Source organism: Ferribacterium limneticum (genome assembly GCF_020510625.1).
Taxonomy (GTDB): Bacteria; Pseudomonadota; Gammaproteobacteria; order Burkholderiales; family Rhodocyclaceae; genus Azonexus; species Azonexus limneticus_A.
This window is the reverse complement of the sequence record NZ_CP075191.1, coordinates 3,539,158-3,555,089: the sequence shown is the minus strand read 5'-3', so window position 1 is coordinate 3,555,089 and position 15,932 is coordinate 3,539,158. Positions and strand designations below refer to the sequence as shown.

Annotated in this window: 13 protein-coding genes; 12 read left to right on the top strand and 1 reads right to left on the bottom strand. The window is 63.1% G+C overall.

Annotated features, from left to right (window positions below; genetic code table 11):
• Positions 1-14: 14 nt before the first annotated feature.
• Positions 15-848 (bottom strand): caspase family protein, encoded by an 834-nt coding sequence (locus KI617_RS17055; protein WP_226448307.1) that lies wholly within the window; start codon positions 846-848, stop codon positions 15-17.
• 663 nt (positions 849-1,511) lie between these two features.
• Between KI617_RS17055 and KI617_RS17050 the strand changes: the two genes are divergently transcribed.
• From KI617_RS17050 to KI617_RS16995, 12 genes are all read left to right on the top strand, one after another.
• Positions 1,512-2,084, top strand: a complete 573-nt coding sequence (locus tag KI617_RS17050; protein ID WP_226448305.1) for a DUF4255 domain-containing protein — start codon at positions 1,512-1,514, stop codon at positions 2,082-2,084.
• The gene (locus KI617_RS17045) at positions 2,081-3,079 is read left to right on the top strand and encodes a hypothetical protein (RefSeq protein WP_226448303.1); all 999 of its coding nucleotides are present in this window, start codon (positions 2,081-2,083) and stop codon (positions 3,077-3,079) included. Before KI617_RS17050 ends, KI617_RS17045 begins: the two co-directional genes overlap by 4 nt.
• A gap of 14 nt (positions 3,080-3,093) precedes the next feature.
• A complete protein-coding gene (locus tag KI617_RS17040) occupies positions 3,094-5,043 on the top strand; it encodes a phage tail sheath family protein (RefSeq protein ID WP_226448301.1) in 1,950 nt (649 codons plus the stop codon).
• Positions 5,044-5,073: 30 nt separating this feature from the next.
• Positions 5,074-5,514 (top strand): phage tail protein, encoded by a 441-nt coding sequence (locus tag KI617_RS17035; protein ID WP_226448299.1) that lies wholly within the window; start codon positions 5,074-5,076, stop codon positions 5,512-5,514.
• Between the two features lie 23 nt (positions 5,515-5,537).
• A complete protein-coding gene (locus KI617_RS17030; RefSeq protein WP_226448297.1) occupies positions 5,538-5,981 on the top strand; it encodes a phage tail protein in 444 nt (147 codons plus the stop codon).
• 13 nt (positions 5,982-5,994) lie between these two features.
• A complete protein-coding gene (locus KI617_RS17025) occupies positions 5,995-6,165 on the top strand; it encodes a DUF5908 family protein (RefSeq protein ID WP_226448295.1) in 171 nt (56 codons plus the stop codon).
• Between the two features lies 1 nt (position 6,166).
• Positions 6,167-6,913: a CIS tube protein gene (locus tag KI617_RS17020; RefSeq protein ID WP_226448293.1), complete on the top strand. Its 747-nt coding sequence runs from the start codon at positions 6,167-6,169 to the stop codon at positions 6,911-6,913.
• A gap of 3 nt (positions 6,914-6,916) precedes the next feature.
• Positions 6,917-8,641 (top strand): type VI secretion system tip protein VgrG, encoded by a 1,725-nt coding sequence (vgrG, locus tag KI617_RS17015; RefSeq protein ID WP_226448291.1) that lies wholly within the window; start codon positions 6,917-6,919, stop codon positions 8,639-8,641.
• A gap of 871 nt (positions 8,642-9,512) precedes the next feature.
• On the top strand, positions 9,513-9,791 hold the full coding sequence (locus tag KI617_RS17010) for a PAAR domain-containing protein (protein WP_226448289.1): 279 nt from the start codon (positions 9,513-9,515) through the stop codon (positions 9,789-9,791).
• A gap of 42 nt (positions 9,792-9,833) precedes the next feature.
• The gene (locus tag KI617_RS17005) at positions 9,834-10,280 is read left to right on the top strand and encodes a GPW/gp25 family protein (protein WP_226448287.1); all 447 of its coding nucleotides are present in this window, start codon (positions 9,834-9,836) and stop codon (positions 10,278-10,280) included.
• Between the two features lie 6 nt (positions 10,281-10,286).
• On the top strand, positions 10,287-13,310 hold the full coding sequence (locus KI617_RS17000) for a baseplate J/gp47 family protein (RefSeq protein ID WP_226448285.1): 3,024 nt from the start codon (positions 10,287-10,289) through the stop codon (positions 13,308-13,310).
• Positions 13,311-13,323: 13 nt separating this feature from the next.
• Positions 13,324-15,915 (top strand): YegP family protein, encoded by a 2,592-nt coding sequence (locus KI617_RS16995; RefSeq protein WP_226448283.1) that lies wholly within the window; start codon positions 13,324-13,326, stop codon positions 15,913-15,915.
• Positions 15,916-15,932 lie beyond the last annotated feature (17 nt).

Here is a 15,932-nt window from a genome sequence, read left to right as displayed (position 1 = left end):
GGGCGGCGGGCGGTTTATTCGAAAATCTTGCCCTTGCGAGCGGTGGCGCTGCCGACGATCTGCGGGGCCTGCGGGTAGCTGGCCGAGGGCAGGTACTTGGCGATGGCCTTGTGCCAGTCGGCGTAGGTGGCGCCGGCCTTCAGGCTCTTCAGCGCCTTCAGCGCGTAATAGGTGAAGGCTCCGTTGTAGCGGCCGTTGATCCGGGCGTCGTAGCTGAAATTGTTCGGCCCTTCCTTGCAGCCAGAAATCAGCAGGTCACCGAGCTTGTTCGAATAGGCACCGAAGAAGGGCGTGGTGCCGGCGGCGCCCACCATCGTGGTGGCCACCTTGCCGGCCCGGTTCTTCGGCAGCAGTTTTTCCGGTAGCCAGTTGCCCATCGGCATGAAGCGCGGCCGGGTGTCGGCATCCTTCTCGGCCTTGGCGGCGCGGGTCACGGTGCCGGAGTGGCAACTGTCGGACAGCAGCACGACGCGCACGCCGGCCTTGCGGGTCAGGAACAGATTGCGGATTTCGTCGTCGGTCAGCGCTTCGCCTCCGGTCTGCAGATCGTAGGGGCAGAGCGCTTCGTCGAGGCCGTCGGCTTCGTCGCCGTCGGTGTCCGGCTGGTAGGTGCCGTGGCCGGAGAAGGTGATGACCAGCGTGTCGCCCTTGGCGCCCTTGCCGATCAGCGCGGCCATGGCATCGATCATCGCTGCCTTGGTGGCCTGGTCGTCGAGCAGCTTGCTGACCTTGAAGCCGCGCTCAGTCAGCACGCCGGCCCAGTCGTTGGCGTCATTGACGCAGCCCTGCAGGTCCATGTGGGTGCCGGGGTAATTGTTGATGCCGATGCAAAGGGCTTTCTTGGCCATGGTGGGTCTCCTTACGGTTCAGTCGTTGGTGCAGCTGGATTGCCGACAGGCTGGCGGCAATGAATCGGGCGCGGGGTTGCCGATCGACCGGGCGGTCGGCTTGCTGGCAGGAGGGGGCTGATCAAGGATTTTGTCCGGCAGGCAGCCGAGGTCATCAAAGCTTCGCGCCTGGGCGATTCGCTGTCGCATGGCTGTGCGAAAAACAGGCTGCATGACTCACCTTTCAGGACATTACGCGGTGTTTTTTACTGCTGGCGAAACAATGTGGCGATCAGTTTTTTTGAAGCGAGACCGGTCTTTTTTGAAGCACATTCTACTATCGACATGTCATCTTGAGGTTTAGTTCAAGCCTGGCTGCCGAGAAAGTTGGTTTTGTTATGTGTCGCTAAAATCCGACAACGTGCGGATAACAATCCTTCATTGATCAGTTTAAAAGAATACAATCGTTTTAATTGCTGCTGTTGAATTTGTCAATTCGGCGATGGGGTATTTTCATGGTGCATCAGAAAATATGCATATTGAAAATCCCGGTGACAAAAAATATTTACTGTGCTTTACTGAAATTTACGTTTCTGCAACGCAAATCGGAAGTTTGTTTCGTCTGTGTGCTGGCCCTCTTTTTTGGGTCGCCGGCGCCAGGTTCAAATCGATGAAAGAGGCGGCATGCTGGATGTGGCGGTGACCTTCCTGGCGGATCAATTCAATGCCTACCTGCTGCGCCGGACGGGCTCGGCTTCGCTGGGCCAGGTCGTGCCGGGCGGCATCCTCGATGAAAAAGGCAATCTGGCCATCGCCAGCGGTACGGTCAGGCTCTGTCTGGTCAATATCGAGGAAGAGCGCGTGCTGCGCGAGCAGGTGCCGGCCAGGATCATGCGCAATGGTCGCGAGATGGTGCTGCAGCCGGAACTTAAGCTGAACCTGACGCTGCTTTTCGCGGCCCGGATGAATGACTACCCGCTGACGCTGAAAGCCCTGTCGAACGTGCTGACCTTCTTCCAGTCGCACCCGGCCTTCAGTGCCGACGATTACCCGGCACTCGATTCCCGCATCGGCAAGATCGTCATGGAGCTGTACAGCGTGACGCCGGAAACCCTGAACCAGATCTGGGCCAGCGTCGGTGCCAAGTACCAGCCCTCGGTGCTCTACCGGGCGCGGCTGGTGACCATCCAGGATCAGGAGCCCTTCATGCCGGGTGCGCCGATCACCGACATCGGGCTGGAGTTGCACGAAAAATGAGCATCCATTTCCGCACCCTTTGCGAAGTTGAAGTCGAGCACGGTTACTACCGGGGACTTTGTGCCGACATCGATTTCGTGGTGCCGGGCGCGGAGCAGGCGCTGGCCGCCGGTAAGTTGCTGACACGGGTGCGGGACGGTCGCCTGCGCGTGCTGTTCGAAGCCGATGATGCCGACAATGCCCTGCGTGACATTCATGGCACGACCCTGTTGATTGGTCTGCGCGTGGTCAATCCCTACTTCGCCAATTTCACCGAAGCGCCGGTCGCTTCCGGTGGGCTGGTCCTTTACGGCAACCAGAACGCCCCGCGCAGTCTCGATCCGGCCCTGCCTGCCACATTCATCGCGCCGCGCCAGCGTGTCGCACCGGTTCAGGCCGGCCGGCCGCTGACCCTGAGCTGGCAGTACGCTGACGTCCCGCTGGTCGGACAGACGCTGAGCGCCGGGCAGGACGAGGCCGCCTTTGAAACCCGCGACTGGCCGACGGGGCGATATGCCTTGCTTGAAACGGCCGGTGGCCCCGCGCAGACCTCGCACTGGCTGCACTCGCCAGCGCTGGCGGACGAAGCTTTATGGGGTGTTCTGGCCTTGACGGTGGATCGTGGCTTCTACGCCAATCCGCCGGTTTTCCGCATCGCGCTGCAGGCCCGCAGCGAGCAGCTGCAGTATTACGTCGTGGCGCGCAATTTCGGTGCCGCCGAATTCGGCCAGTTGCAGCTGGCTGATGCCGGCGCTGGCGAACAGGGTCGGACAGCGCTCAGTTTCGAAAAAATCACCACCGACAATTTCACCGACAACGATCTGCCGGCCTCGGCCCTGGGTGATGCCGGCACCCGCATCGTCCTCTTCCAGTCGCAGCAGCCGGTCGCCCGGCGGGCTGGCGGCTATCGCAAGCTTCAACTGAGGCGCAATGCCGAAGTTCTCGTCCAGCATCTGCCCCAGGCCGGTTCCGACCGGGCGCAGGCGCGTTTCATCGTCCACCTCGCCAAACCTTAGAAGGGGGTCAGTCCATGCCAACCTACCGTACTCCGGATGTTTACATTGAGGAAATTTCGGTCTTCCCGCCCTCGGTTGCCGAGGTGGAAACTGCGATTCCAGCCTTTGTCGGCTACACCGCCAACACCACGCTGATCTCCGCCAGCGATCTGCTCAATGTGCCGCGCCGCATCAAGTCCCTGCTCGAATTCGAGGCCTATTACGGCAAGGGTCCGAGCTATACCGTGACGGCGGCCAATATCGATGAGGCCGGCAATTTCCTGTCGGCCGTCATCAGCAACAGCTATTTCATGTACGACAGCCTGCGGCTGTTCTACGACAACGGCGGCGGCGACTGCTACATCGTCTCGGTCGGCACCTACAAGACCAGCGGTGCATCGGTGCTGCGCGACGAAATCAAGGCTGGCGTACAGGCCGTAGCCAAGGTGGATGAGCCGACCATCCTGCTCTTCCCCGACGCCGCAACGCTGAATGCCGACGATCTCGCTGCCGTCCAGCAGGAAGCGCTGAAGCAATGCGGCGAACTGAAGGACCGCGTTGCGGTGCTCGACCTGCGCCAGGGCGACCCGAATGGCGCCAGCTTCCGCGACAAGATCGGCATCAACAACCTGAAATACGGCGCCGCCTACACGCCCTGGCTGAAGCTCAACTACAGCAAGCCGGTTGGCTACGCCCAGGTCAAGGACAAGGTTTTCAAGAACGGCATTCAGGTGCCGCTCAAGGATCTGACCACCGAGCCGCAACTGCTCGCCGCCCTGAGCGCACTCGATGAACTGACCGCCGACAGCACGGCACTGGCCGACGCCGTTAGCACCCATGCCGGGGTCGGTGAAACGCTGTCCAGCGCCTTCGCCAAGAAACTGGCGACCTACAAGGCCAAGGCGGCGCCAGTGCCGGCAGATGCCGCACTGCTTTTCGAATACGTTTTCGGCATCGCCAAGGTGGTCGATGGCTTCGTCGATGCCAGCCCACTGAGCAACCTCAAACTGGTGGCCGACATCAACACGATGATCGCCGGTACGCTGGCCCCCGCCTTCTCCAGCCTGATCGCGCTGGAAAAGGAAATGGCGGCCGACATCGTCACTGCCGGCGGCGCCTACACCGTCGAATGGGACCAGAACACCCCGCCCGCCACCGCCGCCTGGGGCGCCATCTTCGGGGCCAGCGCACCGGCGGCGTCGAGCGGCAATACCAGCGGCGCGACGGTCAAGGAGGTGATGGACAGCGCCTTGGGCGGCCTGCAAAAAGGATTTTCTGCCGCCAGCGGCGCCATTGCCGGCATCGTCACGGCGATTGCCAACTATCGCGGCCTCAATGAACAGACGCTGTTCGAGAACTTCCTGCCTTACCGCAACGTGATCAACGGCATCGGCTCGACGCTGACCCTGTGCCCGCCGAGCGGCGCCATCGCCGGCATCTATGCCCTGGTCGACAACCAGCGCGGCGTCTGGAAAGCACCGGCCAATGTCAGCCTGAACGGCGTCATCGCCCCGGCGGCCAGCTTCACGACCAGCGAAACCGACGCGCTGAATGTCGATGTCACCGGCGGCAAGTCGATCAACGCCATCCGCGCCTTCGTCGGCAAGGGGACGCTGGTCTGGGGTGCCCGCACGCTGGCCGGCAACGACAACGAATGGCGCTATGTCTCGGTGCGTCGCTTCTTCAACATGGTCGAGGAATCGATCAAGAAATCGACCTACTGGGCCGTCTTCGAGCCGAACGACGCCAATACCTGGGTCAAGGTGCGCGGCATGATCGAGAACTACCTGACGCAGAAATGGCGCGAAGGGGCGCTGGCCGGCGCGGTGCCGAAAGATGCTTTCTTCGTTCGCTGCGGCCTGGGCGTGACGATGAATGCGCAGGACATCCTGGAAGGGCGGATGAATGTCGAGATCGGCATGGCGGTGGTGCGGCCGGCCGAATTCATCATCCTGAAGTTCTCCCACAAGCTGCAAACCAGCTGACCCGAACCCTGACGCGAAAGGACATTCACCATGGCTGCACAATCCAAATATCCGCTGCCGGTCTTCCACTTCCGTGTCGAGTGGGGCGGCATCCGTATCGGTTTCTCCGAGGTCACCGGCCTGACGCAGGAAATCCAGGCCATCGAATACCGCGATGGCAGTTTTCCGGAATATTCGTCGATCAAGATGCCCGGCCTGCGCAAGTACAGCAACATCACGCTGAAGCGCGGCGTGGTCAAGTCCGACAACGACTTCTTCAACTGGCTGTCGACGGTCAAGCTGAACACCATCGAACGCCGCGACCTGACCATCAGCCTGCTCGACGAGAATCATGAGCCGGTGATGACCTGGAAGATACAGTCCGCCTTCCCGGTCAAGGTCGAGGGGCCGCAGCTCAAGGCGGCGGGCAACGAAGTGGCGATCGAGTCCATCGAACTGGCCCACGAAGGGCTGGCAGTCGAGAACAAGTAGCAAGGCGACTGGAGCAGCAGGCCATGGCCCTTTACTACCCGCCGGTCGGCTTTCACTTCTCGGTGAGCTTCGTCGGCTTCTCCGATCAGGCCGACACGCGTTTTACCGAGGTTGGCGGCTTGTCGGTCGAGATGGGTAGCGAGGAAGTGCCGGAGGGTGGCGAAAACCGCTTCGTGCAGAAGTACCCGACCCGGGCCAAATATCCGGAACTGGTGCTCAAGCGCGGCTTGCTGAAAAGCTCGGCGGTCTGGAACTGGGTTCGCGACTGCATCGTCGATTACAAGATCGAGCTGCGCAACGTCGACATCATGCTGCTCGACGAGACGCACTCGGCGCTGATGACCTGGCATGTCATCGGTGCCTGGCCAACGAAATGGGTGGTCGGCGACCTCAACGCCAGCAACAACACCTACGCCGTCGAGTCGATGCAGCTGGCCTACCAGTACTTCACGGTCGACAAGAGTTAGGAGGCAAAACGAAATGCCCATCATCGTCGATGAAGTGGTGATTTCCGTCGAAGTCGGCAACAGCGAGGCTGGCGGCAGCGCAGCGACTGGCTCGGGCGCTGCGTCGGCCGAAGACAAGCAGGCGCTGGTCGAGGAGTGCGTCGCCCGCGTGCTGGAAATCCTGCGCGAGCGCGAGGAGCCGTGAGATGAGCTTCGGGCCCGCATCAGGCATGGGAGCCGGGTCGGTGATCGGTGGTGCCGGCATGGGCCAGATCGACATCGGCGGCACGCCGAACGGGACGCTGGAAAAGCTGACCATCCTGGCGCACGCCCAGCCGGACTACAGCGACCAGTCGATTGCCCACTTTGCTGCCTACGTCAATCCGGCCGAAATCACGCAGTCCTACGAAATCGAGTACGACGCCGCGCAAGGTTCCGGGACGACCAGTAGCCGCATGGAGTTCAAGAAGGTCAAGCCGGGCGACCTGACGCTGACCTTCTTCATCGACGGCACCGGCGCCAATGGCGTCAAGGCTGAGGTGCAGGCCGAAGTCGAGCAGTTCCAGACGGTGACCGGCTACAACGGCGACATCCACCGTCCGAATTACCTGAAAGTCGTCTGGGGCACGCTGCAGGTCAAGCGCTGCGTGCTGAAGAGCGCCTCGATTGCCTACAAGCTGTTCCGGGCCGATGGCGTGCCGCTGCGCGCCGTGATCACGGCGGTATTCACCGACAATTCCGACGACCAGACGCGTGTTGCGACCGCGCAGGATCAGTCGCCGGACCTGACGCACCGCCGCATCTTCAAGGCCGGCGACCGGCTGCCGGCGCTGTGCAATGCCATTTACGGCGACCCGCGGCTCTACCTGCGTGTCGCCGAAGCCAACGGGCTCGATGATTTCCGGCACATCGAGCCGGGCACCGAGCTCTTCTTTCCGCCACTGGAGAAATAGACCGTGCCGGAAACCCGCGCCCTGCCCATCGCCGCCGAACATCGCGAATTCACCATCAAGGCCGGTGGCCAGGCGGTGCCGCGCGAGCACCAGCTACTCTCGGTCAGCGTCACGGTTTCGGCCAACCGCATCGCCTCGGCCCGGCTGGTCTATGTCGATGGCGCCGCGTCGACCGGGCAGTTCCCGCTCAGCGATGGCGACCTGTTTACGCCGGGGCAAAGCATCGAAATCCTGGCCGGGGCCGGGCGCGACAGTACCTCGGTGTTCGTCGGCACGGTGGTTCGCCAGGGTGCGCGGGTGCGTGAAGCGGCGGCCTCGCAACTGGTGGTTGATTGCCGGCATGCCGCCATGAAGCTGGCCGTCACTGAGCGCTCGACCGATTATTTCGACAAAACCGACAGCGACATCATCGAAGCCGTGCTCAGCGCGGCCGGTGTGGGCGCAGATGTCGAAGCAAGCTCGCTGTCGCACAAGCAGGTGCTGCAGTATCAGAGTACGGACTGGGATTTCATCCTTGCCCGGGCGCGGGCCAACGGCCAGCTGGTCTGGTGCGAGAGCGACAAGGTCGTGGTTCGCAAACCGGCGCTGACTGGCGCCACGCTCTGCACACTGCAGTACGGTGCGACGCTGCTCGAATTCGAAGGCGAAATCGACGCCCGTCTGCAGCACGCCGAAGTCAAGGGAACGAGCTGGGATGCGGCGAGCCAGGAAGCCGTTGAGGTTCAGGCGGGAACGCCATCCTTCACGCCACCCGGCAACCTGAGCAGCGACGATCTGGCCGGTGTCGCCGATCAGGCCTTCGATGTGCGCCACCCTGCGTTGCCGGAAGCCGAAACGCAGGCCTGGGTCGATGGCATCGCACTGTATCGCCGGGTCGATCAGGTTTCCGGCCGCGGCAAGTGCGAGGGCATTGCCACGGTCAAACCCGGCGTGGTGGTCGAACTGGCCGGTCTTGGCCGACGCTTCAACGGCAAGGTGCTGGTCACCGGCGTGCGCCATGAGTTCAGTCTGGTCCAGGGCTGGAAAACGCATGTGCAGTTCGGTGGCGTCGATCTTGAGACGCCCGGAAAATCGAAGGCCGATGCCCTGCTGCCCGGCGTATCGGGCCTGCAGATTGGCGTCGTTACCAGCAACGAAGACCCGGATGGCGAACATCGCGTCCGCGTAAAACTGCCGCTCCTCGGTCTGGCCAGCGACGGCCTGTGGGCGCGGGTGGCCAGCCTCGATGCCGGCGACGACCGTGGCTTCTTCTTCCGCCCCGAAATCGGTGACGAGGTGACGGTCGGTTTTCTGGCCGACGATCCGCGCCATCCGGTCATCCTCGGCATGCTGCACAGCAGCGCCAAGCCGGCGCCACTTGAAGGCAGCGACGACAACCACGAAAAGATGCTGAAGACCCGTTCCGGCATGACCGTGCATTTCGACGACGACAAGATCGTCATGACCTTGTCGACGCCGGCCGGCAATTCGATTGTGCTCAACGAGGACGAACAGTCGCTGACGCTGGCCGACCAGAACGGCAACAAGATCACGATGGACAGCGACGGCATCCATTTCGAGAGCGCCAAGGCGGTCGAAATGAAGGCCGGGACGGAAACCAAGATGGAAGCGACGGCCGGTTTCGAAATCAAGGCCGGCAGCGAACTGAAACTTGAGGGCAGCGCCAGCGCTGAGCTCAAGGGTGGCGGCATGGCCAAGTTGTCCGGCGCCATGGTTCAGATTAATTAGTACTCATCCTGGCACCTAGTACCTCACTCACCACGATAGAAAGGAAGGTCAAAATGAAATGTCTTAGATTCCGGATTGGTTTTCTTGCTGTTGTGATGCTCTGCGCCGTTTTCTCGAATACATCTACGGCACAACTTGCAAAATATGGAGAGCCCGCGTGTGACTCTTGTAGGTCAGGAGAGTATCTACAAACTGTCTTCGACTCGGTTCCTCCAGGAACATATGTCTACGTTGATGATCCTCCATGCTTGGACGGAACAGGCACCGCCTCTGGCGTTAGTGCGAAGATAAGCTCCTCGAATAAATCGGATTCGGAAAAGGCCGCTGGCGCGGCTCTTCCGGTCGCAAACGCACTTGGTATTGGAGGCGATGTTAAGAAGATACTAATGGACTTTGCTGGAGCAAATGAACAGCAGCGTGCCAGGTGTTCTGCTGTCTGTGGGGCTATGCCAAAGGGCGCAACCTTAACGGCAATTCGTCTATACGTAGAGTCGTGGAATGCCCCAGGACAACTAAACCAATGTCAGCCTGGCTCGCAATGTTCTGGCTCTGGATTCTCTCGCGCATTTCCGCACACCGTGAGCGACCAAGCAGTCTGTGTGGTTGTAAGCAACTGGAGCCACGACCTCACACGCAAAGTGAAACTGCAGTATTGGTTCAAGAGCGATATTCAGCCAGTGGAGTACCGTTAATGATCCGGCCCGATGAAGTACAAACCTACCGTTATATCGGCGAAAGCCGATGTCCAGTACAGGCTGGCCCTGAACTTCTGGCTCTCGGCCTTCGCCGGGGTGGCGAGTACGAACATCTGCGGGCCGGATCAATAGCGAGTGTCTTGGGTTGGTTAACACAGTTTCAGGAGAACTAACCCATGCCCGCAGCAGCCCGCGTCGGAGACCTCAGCAACCACGGTGGAACGATCACCGGGCCGGGCGTGCCGACCGTGCTGATTGGCGGCATGCCGGCGGCAGTGGTGGGCGACATGCATGTCTGCCCGATCCCGCCACCCGGCCATGTGCCGACGGTCAGTCCGTTTCCCATGGGCAGCACGACGGTGATGATCGCCGGCCGGCCGGCCCTGCGCGTTGGCGACACCTGCCTGTGCGGCGCCTCGGCTGCGGTGGGCAGCCCGACGGTGATGATCGGATGAGGCGCGCGATGACAAGCTATTTTTGGTCGAAGGAGCAGGGGCATGAGTGACGCCAGCGACCGCTACGAATCCTTCCTCGGCACCGGCTGGAGTTTTCCGCCGCGCTTTTCGCGCAGCGGCGCGGTGATGGTTTCCAACGAGGCCGACATCCATGAAAGCCTGGTCATCCTGTTTGGCACCGTGGCCGGCGAGCGGCTGTTCGAGCCGAAGTACGGCCTCGACATGCACGAAATGATGTTCGAACCGATGAGCACGACGATGCGTACCTTGCTGCTCGACCGCGTGCGCACGGCCATCCTGATCCACGAACCGCGCATCAAGGTGATCACGCTGAGCGTGGACAGCCCCGACCCCAATACCGGCCAGTTGAACATCCAGCTCGACTACGAAGTGCGCGCCACCAACTCGCGCTTCAACCTCGTTTTCCCGTTCTACAAAACCGACAGCAACGAGCTGCGCGCGGCGATGGTACCGGGCGGAGGGCGCTAGGAAACCATGGCCAGCGACCGCATCCTGCAAAACGAAATTGCCCGGCTCGGGCAGAGCCAGGAAGACCGCTCGCCGGTCGCGCTCGACCCCGGTTTTGCCCCGGTCGATGGCCGCAGCCCGGCCGAGCGCATCGCCGAAGCACGTCGGCTGGCCGCCCAGCTGCGCTACTACGGTTTCGATCCGGCGCAGGCCGATGGCGACTGGCAAGGCCACTTCCCGGCCGATGCGGAGCAAATGCTCACTCGCGACGACGGCAGCGTGCCGCCGCATCTTGGCCTGTTCGGTGCCTTCCTCGACATGCTGGCGCCGGCCAAGGATGCGCTGAACGACCTGACCGCCCGCCACCTCGATTTCCAGTATCGCCGGGTGCTCGGTTTCGAGCCGCTGCCGGCCGAACCCGAACACGCCCATCTGACGCTGGAACTGAAGAAAGGCACGGCGCCCTTTGCCATCACACCGGCCCATCGTTTCACGGCCGGCAAGGGCGCCGATGGCAGCGAACGCCTCTACGCCCCGTTGCGCGAAACCCTGATCGGCCAAGGCAAGATCACCGCGCTGCACAGTGTCTATCGCGATGCCGGCGGTGTGCGTTTCGCCCCGGTGGCCAATTCGGCCGATGGTCTCGGCACGCCGCTAGATCCGGCCAAGCCGCACTGGTCGGCTTTCGGCCACGCCGGGCTGGCTGCGGCGCCGCTCGGCTTTGCGCTGGCCTCGTCGCTGCTGCGGCTGCGCGAAGGGCGCCGCGAGGTGACTGCAACGCTGGATGTCGCCTTTGCCGATAGCGTCGGGTTGGCCGGGCAGGCCATCGCCGACCGCCTGCAGGCTTTTGTCAGTGGCGAAAAAGGCTGGCTCGGGCCGTATTCGTTGACCGGTACGCTGGCCGCCGGCCATTTGAAGCTGGCCTTTACCGTGCCCGATGGCGAACCGGCCGTGGTCGATTACGACGCCGCACTGCACGGTTCGGCCTTCGCCACCGCGCTGCCGGTCGTCCAGCTCTTGCTCCGGCCGGAAGCCGCTGCCGCCTATGCCGGGCTGTCGCAACTGCGCCTCGACAAGGCCCGCCTCAGTGTCACGGTCGATGGCATGAAAACGCTGGATCTCGAGAACGATTTCGGCACCCTCAACCCGAAAAAAGCCTTCCAGCCCTTCGGCCCGCAACCGGTCAAGGGGTCGCGTTTCATGGTCGGTTGCCCCGAGGCATTGAGCAAACCGCTGACCGACCTGAAGATTCGACTGCGCTGGCAGGGTGCGCCCGGCGACTTCGCCGGCTGGTATGCCAGCTACAAGAACGTCGCCGCCGTCAGCAACGGGATCGCCGCCCGGCTGGTCTATCAGGATGCCGGCGGCAGCGAGACCTCGCGCGAGCTGAACCTGATGAACCGCGTCGATGGCGTCAGCACGCTGAGCCCGAATGCGCCGGCGACCGTCTTCATGCCACTCTACGTCGGGCAGAATTTCGTCTATTCGATGCTCAGCGGCGGCAGTCTGATCAGCCGTCTGTTTGGCAAGCGCTTCATGAAGGCGCAGCCGGTCTATCAGCAGGAAAACGTGCCGCCACCGGCCGTGCGCAGCGGCTTCGTCACCGTCGCGCTGATCGAGGATTTCCTGCACGCTGACTTCCGCCGCGAAACGATGGAGGAGGCGCGCAAGACGCGCGACCCCAAGGTGCTGAACGAGCCCTATACGCCGGTGGTGCAGGAAATCACGCTGGCCTATGCCGCACAATCGCCGGTTGTCGACCTGACGCTTGACGATCAGGACAGCTTCGCCGCCTCGCTCGACCTGCAGTTCTTCCATGTCGGTGCCTTCGGCCCGCGCCGCGAGCACCCCTTCCTGCGCCGCCAGCTCGGCTGGGTCAGCGAAAAGAAAATCAGCCTGCTGCCGGCCTATCCCGACGAAGGCGAATTGATCGTCGGCGTTGCTGGCGTCGGGGCCGGCGACAGCATTCACCTGCTGCTGCAGGTTGCCGAGGGCAGCGCCGATCCCGAACTGCAGGCGCAGCCGGTCAAATGGTCGGTGTTGTGCGACAACCACTGGCGCCCCGCGGCGCCGGAGGAAATCGCCCTCGACACCAGTCGTGGATTGCGCGCCAGCGGCCTCGTCGGCCTGGTGCTGTCGCGTTCGACGACGACCGACAACAGCTGGCTGCCGGCCGGGCCCGTCTGGCTCAAGGCGGCGGTGAACAAGGACAGTGCGGCGGCCTGCAAGCTGCTCGCCGTGCACGCCAACGGCGTTGAAGTGGTGCGTGACTGGTCGGCCGCCGCGGCTCCGGCCGTTGAAACGCTGGCCCCGGGCAGCATCGCCAAACTGCTGGCACCGCCCGCCGCGCTCAAGCAGGTGGCCCAGCCCTACGCCAGCTTTGGCGGGAGGGCCGGCGAAAACGCCGCCATGCTCAACCGCCGGGCGGCCGAGCGCCTGCGCCATCGCCAGCGCTGCATCACGCCCTGGGATTACGAGCGCCTGCTGCTCGAAAACTTCCCCGGCGTGCATCGCGTCAAGTGCATTCCGCACGCCAGCGAAACCTCATGGATGGCGCCCGGCCACCTGCTGATCGTCGCCATTCCCGACCTGCGCAACCGCAACCTGCCCGACCTGCTGCAACCCAAGGTCGATCTCGACACCCTGACGCAAATGACTGAACTGGCCCAGGCGCATGCCTCGCCGCAGGTCACGGTGCGCGTTCGCAATCCGGCTTACCAGGCCATCCGGCTCGATTTCAAGGTGCGTTTCCGGGCCGGATATCCCTTCGACTACACCCGCCGGCAACTGCACGAAGCCATCGTCCAGGCGCTGTCACCATGGGCTTTCACGGCGGGCCGGCAGCTCGATTTCGGCGGCCGCATCTACCGTTCGGTGCTGCTCGATTTCATCGAGGAACTGCCCTACGTCGATTTCGTCACCGACTTCCGCTGCGGTCTGGCCGGCAGCGGCGACCTGTTGCTCAACGATGTCGCCGAGATCGTCGCCGAACGGCCCGACACCATCCTCGTTTCGGCGGCCCGGCACGTGATTGCCGAAGCCACCGACTGACGCGAGAAACGCCATGCTGCTGCAACCCAAAATCTCGCCCCTGCCCCCCGCCGATCCGGCGCTCGACCAGCGCCAGTTGGCCGGCATCGGCCTCGACAGCGTGCGCCGTCTGTCGCGCCGCCAGTGGACCGACCACAATACGCACGACCCCGGCATCACGACGCTGGAGCTGCTCGCCTACGCGCTGACCGATCTCGCCTATCGGGCCCGTTTCCCGATCGAAGACCTGCTCGCCGCATCGGAAGACAACGCCGTCGAAATGGCCAAATTGTTCGACAGCGCAGGCAGCATCCTGCCCGGCATGCCGGTCACCGAGGCCGACTACCGCAAGCTGCTGATCGACCTGCCCGGCGTCAAGAACGCCTGGTTGCATCCGGTGCCGAAGACGCTCTACGCCGACCCGGCCGAAGGCACGCTGGCCGCCAAACCGACCGGCAGCAAGACCGAGCGCCCGATAGCCGTGCGCGGCCGCTACCGTGTTCTACTCGACTACATGGACGACAAGGACACTGCCGAATTGCGGCAGGGCGTCGATCGCGACGTGCTGGCCACCCTGCATGCCAATCGCGCCTTGTGCACCGATTTCGTTGGTGTCGACCGGGTCGGGCAGCAGCTGTTCAGCCTGTGCGCCGAAATTGACCTGCAGCCGGATGCTGATGCCGACCGCGTTGCTGCCGACATCGCCTTTGCCGTTGATCGCTTCCTGGCGCCGCCGGTGCTCAACTACACGCTGGACGAAATGCGCGCCCGCCACCGCGCCGATGGCTCGCTGTGGAGCATCCCGGAAATCTTCGAAGGCCCGAAGCTGGTCAATGGCTTCATCGACGACGAGGAGCTCGCCGCCGCCAGTCTGCGCAGCGAAGTCCGGCTCTCCGACGTGATCAGCGTGATCATGGACATTCCGGGCGTCGTCGCCATCCGCGACATCCTGCTCAATGCGCTGGATAGCGCCGGCAAGGCCGTCGAGCCAGCTGACAAGTGGCGTCTGCCGGTCCCGGCCGGGATGCAGCCGCGGCTTTCGGCAACGCGTGGCCGACTGGTTTTCTACAAGAAGAACCTGCCGATTCCGCCGAATGCCGAGCGCGTTGCCCACCTGCTCGGCGATCTGCGGCTGGCCGAACGCCTCAAGCTGGAAGACGGCCGACTCGAAGACCTGCCGATTCCACTCGGCCGCTATCGCAACCCGGAAAACTACCGTTCCTTCCAGACGCATTTCCCGGCGACTTACGGCATCTCCGAATTCGGTCTGCCGCCCGGCGCCTCACCGCAGCGCGCGGCACAGGCGCTGCAGTTCAAGGCCTGGCTGCTCTTCTTCGACCAGATGATGGCCAATTACCAGTCGCAACTGGCCCATGCCCGCGACCTGTTTTCGACCCGGCCCGAACTGGCGCAGAGCTATTTCAGCCAGCTGGTCGACAGCTTCCCGGATTGGGAAAAGGTCTACGGCGCCGGCTTCGATGCCGGCAAGCTGGGCGAAGTCGTCGAACCAGCCGGTAGCGGGCTGGTGCGCCGCAACCGCTTCCTCGATCATCTGCTGGCGCGTTACGCCGAAGATTTCCAGGAATACACCGCCGTGATGCAAGCCCGCTTCGGCATGGGGCCGGCCCAGGCGGCCAGTGCCAAATGCGTCTTCCTCGACGAATATCCGCGTCTCGGCGGCCAGCGCGGGCAGGCCTACAACGCGGCGCTGAAGGGCGACGCCGACCTGTGGAACAGCGACAACGTCTCCGGCTTCGAACGCCGCATCGCCCGCTTGCTCGACATCGGCAACTGGCAGCGGCGCAACCTGTCCGAGGTGGCCTACGACACCTATGCCGAGGTCGATGCGACGCCGAACGACGAATTCCGCTTCCGCGTCCGCCATCCGGTCAGCGCCAAGATTTTGTTGTCGAGCAGTACCAACTACACGACCAAGGCCAAGGCGCGCAACGAAATGGAACAGGCCATCGCCCGCGCCCAGCGCCCCGAGGGCTATTCACGCAAGACGACGAGCGATGGTCGCCATTACTTCAACATCGTCGATGCCGGCGGCGAAGTGATCGCCCGGCGCATCGAGTATTTCGCCAGCGCCGAGGCGATGGAGCTGGCCATCGCCAGCCTGATCGCTCATCTCCGCAACTACTACAGCGGCGAGGGCCTGTACGTCATCGAGCATCTGCTGCTCCTGCCCGAGCAGAGCGGCGACCCGTTCATGGACATCTGCGTCGATTCCGGCTGCACCGACTGTGCCGATCTCGATCCCTACAGCGACCGCATCACCATCGTCCTGCCCGCCTTTACCGGGCGCTTCCGCGATTTCGATTTCCGCAACTTTGTCGAGGAAACCCTGCGCCAGGAAACGCCGGCCCACATATTGCCGCGCATCTGCTGGGTGAACAGCGACGACCTGGCCGAGATCGAGAAGGCCTATCGCGACTGGCTGGCCATCCGGGCCGGCACCGCCACGGCTGACCGGGCCGTGAAGATCAAGGCGCTGACCGACGCGCTGACCCGCGCCAAGAACGTTTACCCCTCCAGCGGCCTGCACCCCTGCGGCCAGATGGAGCCGCCACCTTTCGTCCTCGGTCGCACTGCATTGGGCAGTGCCGACGAGGCCCCTGTTTAGTAGTCCGGGAGCACGAC

Excerpts from the sequence above, each read along its gene's own strand:
- KI617_RS17000 (WP_226448285.1), top strand. The coding sequence starts at position 10,287 with ATGGCCAGCGACCGCATCCTGCAAAACGAAATTGCCCGGCTCGGGCAG.
- KI617_RS17020 (WP_226448293.1), top strand. The coding sequence starts at position 6,167 with ATGAGCTTCGGGCCCGCATCAGGCATGGGAGCCGGGTCGGTGATCGGT.
- KI617_RS17030 (WP_226448297.1), top strand. The coding sequence starts at position 5,538 with ATGGCCCTTTACTACCCGCCGGTCGGCTTTCACTTCTCGGTGAGCTTC.
- KI617_RS17010 (WP_226448289.1), top strand. The coding sequence starts at position 9,513 with ATGCCCGCAGCAGCCCGCGTCGGAGACCTCAGCAACCACGGTGGAACG.
- KI617_RS17055 (WP_226448307.1), bottom strand. The coding sequence starts at position 848 with ATGGCCAAGAAAGCCCTTTGCATCGGCATCAACAATTACCCCGGCACC.
- KI617_RS17025 (WP_226448295.1), top strand. The coding sequence starts at position 5,995 with ATGCCCATCATCGTCGATGAAGTGGTGATTTCCGTCGAAGTCGGCAAC.
- KI617_RS17045 (WP_226448303.1), top strand. The coding sequence starts at position 2,081 with ATGAGCATCCATTTCCGCACCCTTTGCGAAGTTGAAGTCGAGCACGGT.
- KI617_RS16995 (WP_226448283.1), top strand. The coding sequence starts at position 13,324 with ATGCTGCTGCAACCCAAAATCTCGCCCCTGCCCCCCGCCGATCCGGCG.
- KI617_RS17005 (WP_226448287.1), top strand. The coding sequence starts at position 9,834 with ATGAGTGACGCCAGCGACCGCTACGAATCCTTCCTCGGCACCGGCTGG.
- KI617_RS17050 (WP_226448305.1), top strand. The coding sequence starts at position 1,512 with ATGCTGGATGTGGCGGTGACCTTCCTGGCGGATCAATTCAATGCCTAC.
- KI617_RS17040 (WP_226448301.1), top strand. The coding sequence starts at position 3,094 with ATGCCAACCTACCGTACTCCGGATGTTTACATTGAGGAAATTTCGGTC.
- KI617_RS17035 (WP_226448299.1), top strand. The coding sequence starts at position 5,074 with ATGGCTGCACAATCCAAATATCCGCTGCCGGTCTTCCACTTCCGTGTC.